The organism is cf. Phormidesmis sp. LEGE 11477 (assembly GCF_015207105.1).
GTDB lineage: Bacteria > Cyanobacteriota > Cyanobacteriia > Phormidesmidales > Phormidesmidaceae > Phormidesmis.
On the sequence record NZ_JADEXO010000075.1, the window covers coordinates 22,907 to 31,786 of the forward strand.

8 protein-coding genes are annotated in these 8,880 nt (G+C 51.9%); 5 read left to right on the top strand and 3 right to left on the bottom strand.

Annotated features, from left to right (window positions below; all coding sequences use genetic code 11):
• Nucleotides 1-225 precede the first annotated feature (225 nt).
• Together IQ256_RS18955 and IQ256_RS18960 are read left to right on the top strand one after the other, a co-directional pair.
• Nucleotides 226-1,533 carry a type IV pilus twitching motility protein PilT gene (locus IQ256_RS18955; protein WP_193857117.1) on the top strand — a complete coding sequence of 436 codons (1,308 nt, stop codon included), beginning with the start codon at nucleotides 226-228 and terminating at the stop codon, nucleotides 1,531-1,533.
• Between the two features lie 212 nt (nucleotides 1,534-1,745).
• Nucleotides 1,746-2,513: a DUF4058 family protein gene (locus IQ256_RS18960; protein ID WP_193857118.1), complete on the top strand. Its 768-nt coding sequence runs from the start codon at nucleotides 1,746-1,748 to the stop codon at nucleotides 2,511-2,513.
• On the opposite strand, the gene cofG is transcribed toward IQ256_RS18960, so the two are convergent.
• Entirely contained in the window at nucleotides 2,450-3,457 is a 1,008-nt protein-coding gene (gene cofG, locus IQ256_RS18965; RefSeq protein ID WP_228025068.1) for a 7,8-didemethyl-8-hydroxy-5-deazariboflavin synthase subunit CofG, read from the bottom strand. The two genes, IQ256_RS18960 and cofG, sit on opposite strands and share 64 nt — an antisense overlap.
• A gap of 88 nt (nucleotides 3,458-3,545) precedes the next feature.
• Between cofG and IQ256_RS18970 the strand changes: the two genes are divergently transcribed.
• Genes IQ256_RS18970 through IQ256_RS18980 form a run of 3 tightly spaced genes read left to right on the top strand, consistent with a single transcriptional unit; the run spans nucleotide 3,546 to nucleotide 7,090 of the window.
• Nucleotides 3,546-4,961 carry a histidine phosphatase family protein gene (locus IQ256_RS18970; protein WP_193857119.1) on the top strand — a complete coding sequence of 472 codons (1,416 nt, stop codon included), beginning with the start codon at nucleotides 3,546-3,548 and terminating at the stop codon, nucleotides 4,959-4,961.
• Between the two features lie 16 nt (nucleotides 4,962-4,977).
• Nucleotides 4,978-6,333, top strand: coding sequence for a dihydroorotase (locus tag IQ256_RS18975; protein ID WP_193857120.1), 1,356 nt, complete (start codon nucleotides 4,978-4,980; stop codon nucleotides 6,331-6,333).
• Nucleotides 6,334-6,355: 22 nt separating this feature from the next.
• Entirely contained in the window at nucleotides 6,356-7,090 is a 735-nt protein-coding gene (locus IQ256_RS18980) for an NAD(P)-dependent oxidoreductase (protein ID WP_193857121.1), read from the top strand.
• 50 nt (nucleotides 7,091-7,140) lie between these two features.
• Here the strand turns inward: IQ256_RS18980 and lepB (IQ256_RS18985) are convergent, their stop codons facing one another.
• Entirely contained in the window at nucleotides 7,141-7,683 is a 543-nt protein-coding gene (gene lepB / locus IQ256_RS18985) for a signal peptidase I (RefSeq protein WP_193857122.1), read from the bottom strand.
• 154 nt (nucleotides 7,684-7,837) lie between these two features.
• Nucleotides 7,838-8,380: a signal peptidase I gene (gene lepB / locus IQ256_RS18990; RefSeq protein ID WP_193857123.1), complete on the bottom strand. Its 543-nt coding sequence runs from the start codon at nucleotides 8,378-8,380 to the stop codon at nucleotides 7,838-7,840.
• Between the last annotated feature and the right edge of the window lie 500 nt (nucleotides 8,381-8,880).

Here is an 8,880-nt window from a genome sequence, read left to right on the forward strand (position 1 = left end):
AGCACGGTGAGTTCAAGGCTTGCAGGAGGTTTCCCGTACACGACACTCTCACCTTCTGGCGCTCTAACCCTCGGTGGCATTGGGATGATAGTGGAACATTATTTGAGCGACATTTGGGTGAGGTTGGTAAGGCTGGGCAAGCTAGAGAAGTGTGAAGCCTGTCTTTACTAAGGATGCAGGGAATATACGCACACTAGTCATTGCAATTTTTTCGAGGGGCACCCAATGAGCAATCTGCAATCGCCACCATCGCCGCCACCTAGACCGGCTATGCCGCCACCACCGCCACCACGCGCCAATCCCAACGTGCCGCCCAGTCCACCCGCTGCGCGATCGCAGCCAGATTCTGCGCCCCAAACCCAGATGATGCAGCCGCCACCTGCCGCTAAGCAAAAGGCTGCCGAACAAAAGACTGGGCAAAAGGCTGCTGGGCACAGGGCCGCGCCGCCACCGCCGACGGGTGTAAAAGGCGATGGGCCAACACTAGAGAAGATTATCCGTAAGGCGTTTGATGAGGGCTATTCAGATATTCACGTGGGTGTCGGTGAGGTGCCACGCTACCGCAACCGAGGCGAAATCAGCAGCACGGACTTTCCGGTAGCGACGCCAGAGATGTTTGACAGCTGGCTGACGGAGATTTTGACTCCTGAGCAAATTGAAGAGTTTAAAGAGACGCTTGATTTTGACGGTGCCGCCCAGTATGACTTTTCGCGGGTGCGGATCAATATTTTTGACAGTCTCAATGGTCCTTCGATTGTGATGCGACTCATTCCGGTTGAGATTTTGTCGATGGAGCAGCTCAATCTGCCGTCAGTCATTAGAGATATGTGCCACTACCACAAGGGCTTAATCCTGGTGACGGGGCCAACGGGCTCGGGTAAGTCGACGACGATGGCGGCGATGATTGACTATATCAATAAAGAGATGCCGAAGCACATCATCACTATTGAAGATCCGGTGGAGTTTGTCCATCAGAGCCGCAGGTCACTGATCAAGCAGAGAGAAGTAGGGGTGCATACGCGCAAGTTTAGTAATGCGCTGAAGGCATCTTTGCGAGAAGATCCTGACATCATCTTGGTAGGGGAGATGCGCGATCGCGAAACCATCGAAACTGCGCTCAAAGCGGCTCAAACGGGTCACCTGGTCTTTGGAACTTTGCACACTAACAGTGCGGTCAAGACAGTAGAGAGAATTTTGGGCATGTACGAACCGGAGCAGCAGGCCCCGATTCGAGTGGCGATCGCAGAATCTTTGATCGGCGTGGTTGCTCAAGGGCTGTGCCGGACCACCGACGGTAAACGCGCCGCCTTCCACGAAATCTTGATCAACACGGATGCGATCAAAGACTACATTCTTCGCGGCCAGCTCGATGAAGTCGAAGCTATCTTGCCGAAATGTACCTTTGATGGCATGTGTACGATGAACCAGTCGCTATATGCCCTGTACGAAGCCGGACGAATTACTGAAGAAACGGCGCTAGAACTTTCACCAAAGCAAAACGAGATGGCCCAGATGCTGCGCGGTCGCGTGTAGTTTTTTTGAGACAGCTCAAGACAAGGTTGAGTACAATCAAGACTCCCGAACCGAAGTGTTATCACTCGTATATAGCCTGTACCGGATGCATTCGGTACAGGCGCGTTACTTGACCTGCTGCAACACACAGCTTTCAGCCTGCAAACTGTGCCTCAGTCAAGTGACCAAAGCTATAGTTTGGGAGTTTTTTTATTTCCTAAGGATTGTTCGCAATGCCTTCTCCTTTTCCAGGCATGGACCCTTATCTCGAAGGCTATCTTTGGCCAGATGTACATAGTGCATTAGCCAGTAAAATTCGGCAGCATCTGACGCCGCTGCTTCGTCCCAAATATGCAGCTCGACTGGAAGTCTATTTGGCAGAAGATCCTTTTCCTGAAAACGAAATTGGCATTTTGTATCCCGATGTCGAGATTGTTGAAGCTCGCTCTAGACCAGAGACAGCTTTACCTGATTCTAGTCGTACGCTCACGATTACACCGCCTGCGCTCTCTCTGCCTATTCTTCAGTCTGTTCAAATCCGAGTGACCAGCGTCGAAATCCGGGATACCGCCAACAATAGACTGGTGACTAGTATCGAGGTTCTCTCTCCAGTTAACAAGCGTGAACCGGGTTTGACAACTTATCGTCAAAAGCGAAAAAGACTCTATCGAGCTGATGTTCATCTACTTGAGTTAGATTTGCTTAGACGAGGCCATCGGCCTTTTGCTCATCCCCGTCTTCCTAAAGTCTCTTATTGCATCGCGCTTACCCGCACCAAGACGAAACAAACTGAGATCTGGCCAGTAGAGCTATCGACGCCGTTGCCAGTCGTGCCAGTGCCTTTACAGTCGCCGGATCTTGATGTTCCCCTAGATCTACAGTCTGTTCTGACTGAAATTTATCAAGAGGCTGCATACGAGCTGACACTCGACTACAGTCAAGCGCCACCACCGCCGATGCTCTCTCCGGCTGAGGCTGAATGGCTTAAAACCATTTTGTAAACCTCAACAGGTAGCCAGCCGCTGTATTGTTCATAAACAGGTAGTCTTGACTTCAATGTCCAGCCCTGAGTATTTAGAAGTCGCTTCATAGCCTGGCGATCGCGATGACTATAATTTGGATTAACTTCATCAATCGGCCCAATGCCGCCTAAATCTGTTGCCCCTGCGGCAATACAGTCTAGTAACGCCTGATCCGAGAGAATTAGATTCGGCGGAATTTGGATAGCGATGTCTGAGGGAAGAACAGTCTTAGCCAATTTGACTGCTTTTAGTAGGGTGGGGCCATAGCAAGGTGATAGCGTTTCACTCTGGCTTTCTCCCGGCTGATGTGGCTGCAAGATTACTTCTTGAATATGGCCATGCTTTTGATGCGAGCGGGCGATCGCCTCTAAGCTTTCCTGCCAATCTTCAACCGTTTCACCTATACCCAGCAAGATTCCTGTTGTAAACGGGATCTTTAGTCTGCCTGCAAAATCTAGCTGTTCTAAACGCCGCTCGGGCTGCTTACTCGGTGCCTGTTTATGTACCGTCTCTAATAAAACAGGCGTCACCTGCTCTAGCATCAAACCCATTGAGACATTTACCTGCTTGAGCGCTGCCATTTCCTCGTAGCTGAGCGGGCCCACATTGGTATGGGGCAAAAATCCCATTGTCAGCGCTAGTTTGCCCATCTGATAGATCCGCTCAAACCAGGCGGAGCGACGAGCGCTTTTTGGATGCACCTCGCCGCTCAAGATCAAAATCTCAATCACTTCTTCAGGCGGCAGGTCAGTCAGTATTTCCCTCGCCTTTTCTAGATTCATCCACTCGTCAGTGCCTGGCTCGCGGCGAAAGTTGCAGTAAGTGCAGCGGTTGAAACACTCGTATGTTGGAACCAGGGTATAGGCGGGGCTATAGGTAATGACTTGCTTTTGGGTGAGCTGCATAGTGATTATTGTAGTCATCTTAGTGTTTGGCAGTTCTGCCAATGGCAGTCAGCGCTTCGTTGTAAGATGGCTCTGGAAAGCTCTATCGAAAGGCGAGGCAGCTCCGTTGAAAACCACTGTTATCATCGTTCGGCACGGTCAAAGTACCTCGAACGCCAGCCGAGTGATTCAAGGGCATCACGATAAAGCGGTCCTCACAGAATTAGGCGAACAGCAGGCGCAAAAGGTAGGAAAAACGCTCTCTGGCTTGGCAATAGATGCTGTCTATGCCAGCCCGTTAAAGCGAGCTCGGCGCACCTGTGAAATCATTGCTGAGACCCTGGGCCAAGCTGGCAACACAGTGCCCGAAATTCAGCTCACAGACCAAATTAAAGAAATCAATCTGCCGCTGTGGGAATCAAAGTCATTCGACGAGGTAGAGGCTAACTATCAGGAAATGTACATAGCCTGGCGAACGCTGCCCAATGAGTTTGTCATGCCGCTGCCTAATGAGGACGGAACAACGACCGACTTCTACCCGGTTCGAGATATCTGGGAACGAGCAGCGCTGTTTTGGCAGACTGTCTTGAGCAAGCACTCGGGCCAAACCATTTTGCTGGTAGGTCATAGCGCTATCAACCGGGCGCTGATAGGTTCTGCCATTGGGCTGGGCCCAGAAAGCTTGAATAGTATGGGACAAGACAACTGCGCGATCAACGTGCTGAATTTTGTAGGCGATTGGCAAGCAGATGAGGCGGCCAGTGTGCAGACGGCCAGTGTGCAGGCGGCCAGTGTGCAATTAGAGTCGTTGAACTTGACCAGTCATCTAGGTCAGCCAATTCCTCAGCGGAGATCGCGCTTCAAAGGCATAAGACTCTTACTGGTACGCCACGGCGAAACCGACTGGAACCGAGACGGTCGCTTCCAAGGCAAGATCGATATTCCCCTCAATGAAAACGGCCATCGGCAGGCGGCGCAGGCCGGAGAGTTCCTCAAAGCGGTGAAAATTGATGTGGCGGTGAGCTCTTCAATGCTGCGACCAAAAGAAACCGCCGAGGCCATCTTGCAGCACCACCCAGGCATAGATCTAGAGACGACAGAGCAGCTCTGGGAAATTGGCCACGGTGAGTGGGAAGGCATGCTAGAAGCTGAGATCGAGGCGGGCTATCCTGGCATGTTAAGCCAGTGGCAAAGCAGCCCTGAGACAGTACAGATGCCCGCAGGGGAAAATCTCAATGACGTATGGGCTAGGGCCAAGAAGGGCTGGGGAGATATCGTTGCGACCTACAGCGAGGGCATCGATGATTGGGAAACGCCACCGACGGTGATGGTGGTCGCTCACGATGCGATTAATAAAGCGATTTTGTGTCAGCTCTTTGGACTGGGGCCAGAGAAGTTTTGGCAGTTCAAGCAGGGGAACGGTGCCGTCAGCGTCATCGACTATCACGCCGGGCCAGATAGCGTACCAGTTTTGAGCGCAGCTAATATCACTACGCATCTGTCGGGCAGCATCTTCGATCAGACAGCGGCTGGGGCTCTATAGCGTGGTGTCGAGTGTGATGTCGCGAAATACCGTATCGCAGTTGATTAGACAGGCAACCCTGATAGGGAGCACTGCTGAGCTGACAGATGATGGCGTTGGCGATGTATTGATTACTCAGGGTCGAATTGCGGCAATTGTGCCCAACGGCGGCGCTGCTAACTCGACCTCAGTGGCAGATCTCCCAGCCGATACTGAAATCATTGAGGCTAGCGGTCAGTACCTAGGGGCTGGATTAATCGATCTCTACAGCCAAAGCGGCGAACCCGGCTACGAATCGAGAGAGACCTATGCGTCTTTGCAGCAGGCCGCTACCGCAGGCGGCTTCACCCGTGTCGGATTGCTGCCGACGACTCAACCTGCGGTAGATAATGTCAGCGCGATCGCCTCTATTCTCGCCACTCAGACACAACTTGCCACCCAAACCCAAAGCGACCAAACCCAAGGCGACGATTCTCCACTTAGTCAAACCAACTTAATGCCCTGGTCGGCCATCACCATCGGCGTTAACGGACAGCAGCTTGTCGAGTTTGCTGAGCTATCGGCGGCAGGGGCAATCGGATTTGCGGATGCTCAGCCGCTGACCAATCCAGTCTTAGTTAGACGTCTGCTGGAGTATATTCAGCCGTTGAACATACCTGTGGCGCTATGGCCTTGCGATCCTCAAATTGCCGGGAATGGTGCGGCTAGAGAGGGCGTCGATAGCCTGCGCCTAGGTCTAGCTGGCGTCAGTGCGATCGCCGAAACGTCACCGCTGGCCACGCTCTTAGAATACGTCGCTGAAATTCCAACCGCCATTCATATTATGCGGGTATCTACCGCCCGCAGCGTCGCCCTAATCAAGCAGGCAAAAGAGCGGGGGCTACCGATTACCGCTAGCGTTGCATGGCATCATCTCTGCTTCGACACAGGAGATTTGGCAGATTATCAGCCTAGCCTCCGACACGATCCGCCCTTGGGTACGCCCGCCGATCGACAGGCTTTAGTAGAGGCTGTAGAAGCGGGCGTATTGGATGCGATCGCCATCGACCATAGCCCCTACACCTACGAAGAAAAAACCGTCGCCTTCGAGTCAGCACCACCCGGTGCGATTGGTCTAGAGCTAGCGCTACCTATCCTGTGGCAAACCTTTGTCGACAGTGGAAGATGGTCTCCAGAACTGCTGTGGCATCGGCTGAGTGCTGGGCCAGCTAGCTGTCTTGGATTAGAGGCTGGCAGATTGGAAGTTGGCGCGATCGCCGAGCTCACCCTCTTTAATCCGGCGGCTAAGTGGACCGTCAGCGCTCAAAACCTGCGATCGCGATCGGCTTTCAACACGCCTTGGGCTGATCAAACTATCCAGGGAAAAGTCTCCCAGGTATGGAACTACTGCTAGATCAACTACTGCTAGATCACATATGAACAAGATTCTTGTCGTTGGTGCTAGTGGCGCTACCGGACGCCTATTAGTTCAAGCTTTGCTAGATCGTGGTTTGACCGTCATTGCAATTGTGCGATCGCCCCAAAAGCTGCCCGAATCGCTCCGAACGCACCACAACTTACAAATAGTCCAGGCTAGTCCGCTCAATCTCAGCGAGGTAGAAATGGCTCAATACACTGGTCGATGCAGCGCGGTAGCTTCTTGCCTCGGCCACAACCTAAGCTGGCGTGGCATCTATGGCCAGCCGCGTAAGCTAGTCACTGACGCGCTGCGTCAGATCTGCGGCGCGATTAAACTCAACCTGCCAGAGACGCCAACCAAAGTCGTACTGATGAATACAGCAGGTAACAGCAACCGGGATCTGCATGAGCGAGTTTCATTCGCACAAAAGTGCGTCATTTGGCTGATTCGGACGCTGCTACCTCCGCATGCGGACAATGAACAGGCCGCAGATTATCTGCGAGTCAAAATTGGTCAGAACCATCCAAGCATCGAGTGGAGCGTAGTTCGTCCAGATAACCTGACTGATGAGGCGCAAGTGAGTCAGTACGAAGTGCATCCTTCACCGATTAGGAGCGCAATTTTTGATGCGGGCTCGACTAGTCGGATCAATGTCGGTGACTTCATGGCGAACTTAATCACTGACGATAGCCTATGGAATCAGTGGGAAGGTCAAATGCCCGTTATCTACAACAAGGACAAACAGCTATAGGAATCTGTCCTCGACGCAGCCAGCAATGGATATATCCGAGACGAGCTATATCAATCTAATCCGCCAATTCGACTCGGCGGCCAGAACCGAACCGCCGCCTTACCAATAATGGTTTCTTCTGATAAAAATCCCCAGATGTGGCCATCGGAGCTGCTGTTACGATTGTCACCAAGTACGAGATAGTGATCGTCTGGTACTACGTTTGGCCCCCATACATAGGACGGAGGCGCTTTGACATAGTCTTCAGCTAGCACCTTGCCATCGACAAAGACCTGACCATCCTTGACCACGATCTCTTCACCCGGCAGACCCACAACGCGCTTTAGGTAAGCATCTCTAGTCGTTGACTGGGCGGCATCCAAAGCCTTTTGCGGTGCCTGAAAGACAATAATATCGCCCCGCTCTGGAGAATGAAATCGATAGCTAATCTTTTCAACAAACAGACGATCGTTAATTTCAATGGTGGGCTGCATAGAGCCAGTGGGCACTAACCGCGCTTCGGCTACGAACTGGCGAATACCAAAAGCTAGCGCCACACTAAGACCAACCGTTTGTAAGGCTTCTACCCAGAAGCGAGGCTGTTGCTTAGTCATAACGAAAGAGGGGAACTGCATCATCAATACTTATTGATAAAGTACCCGTCATCCAGCCAAAATGTGGCCTATTCTATGCCAATTCAGTCTTCGGACTTATTGGGTTAGCAGTTTGGAAACAAGTTACTGAGCCAGTCGCTGAGCAAAGCCGCCCTCACTCTAATCCACCGATGCGCTGAATCGGCCAAAAGCGGACAACGGCTCTGCCAATAATGCTCTCACGAGGCAAGAACCCCCACACATGGCCGTCAGAGCTGCTGTTGCGGTTATCGCCCAGCACTAAATACTCCTCGGCAGGAACAACTTGCGGACCCCAGGTATAGGCTGGGGGCGCTTGGATATAGTCTTCTTCTAGCGCGGCACCGTCAATAAAAACTCTGCCATCTCTAACCTCTACTTCTTCGCCAGGAAGCCCGACAACGCGCTTAATGTAGGCGTCGTTAGTGGTGGAGTGAGCCGCATCGAGCGCTGCTTGGGGAGCTCGAAAAACAATAATGTCTCCTCTTTGGGGAGGATTGAAGTGATAGCTGATCTTTTCGACTACTAGGCGATCGTCGACTTCGAGGGTGGGCAGCATTGATTCTGAAGGAATAAACCGAGCTTCGGCCACGAACTGACGAATGCCCAGCGCGAGAAAGATGCTGAGAGCGACCGTTTGTAGCCCTTCAACCCATGGATTTTGTTGCTTTTCAGACACGGCTTATATGAACTCGATAGTTGAAAAAGTATAGACGGTTAGATATGGCCTTGACCACTTCGCTCTGTACATTTCCGATAGGTGAAACCGCTGATACCTATAGAGCGAAGTAGCTATATCTTAGTGCTGCGCGTGTTTCAGTTTGATGGTGTACGTACCTCTAACGGTGGTCAGGGCTGCGGGCGACGAAGCTATGACTATTCCTAAACAAGTGCCTTTAGGCAGATACTTTTGAGCCAGTGCTTTTGAGCAAGATGCCAAAACCGACCCACCACTCTCAAAACATTAAATTTGATAGGGGTTAGCGTTCTACCACTTTACTTGTATCGCTAGAGTAGCAGTAGCCATCCAAAGTCTGTGTAAGCGAGCTAGATCAAGTATGACGCAAGTGCCGCTGGCGATTCGCAAAGCGCAGGTGCTGCTGCCATCTGGAGAGATAGAAGCGCAAGAGGTAATCTTGGCTGATGGCAAAATCGTGGCGGTGGGCACCGATTTAGAAA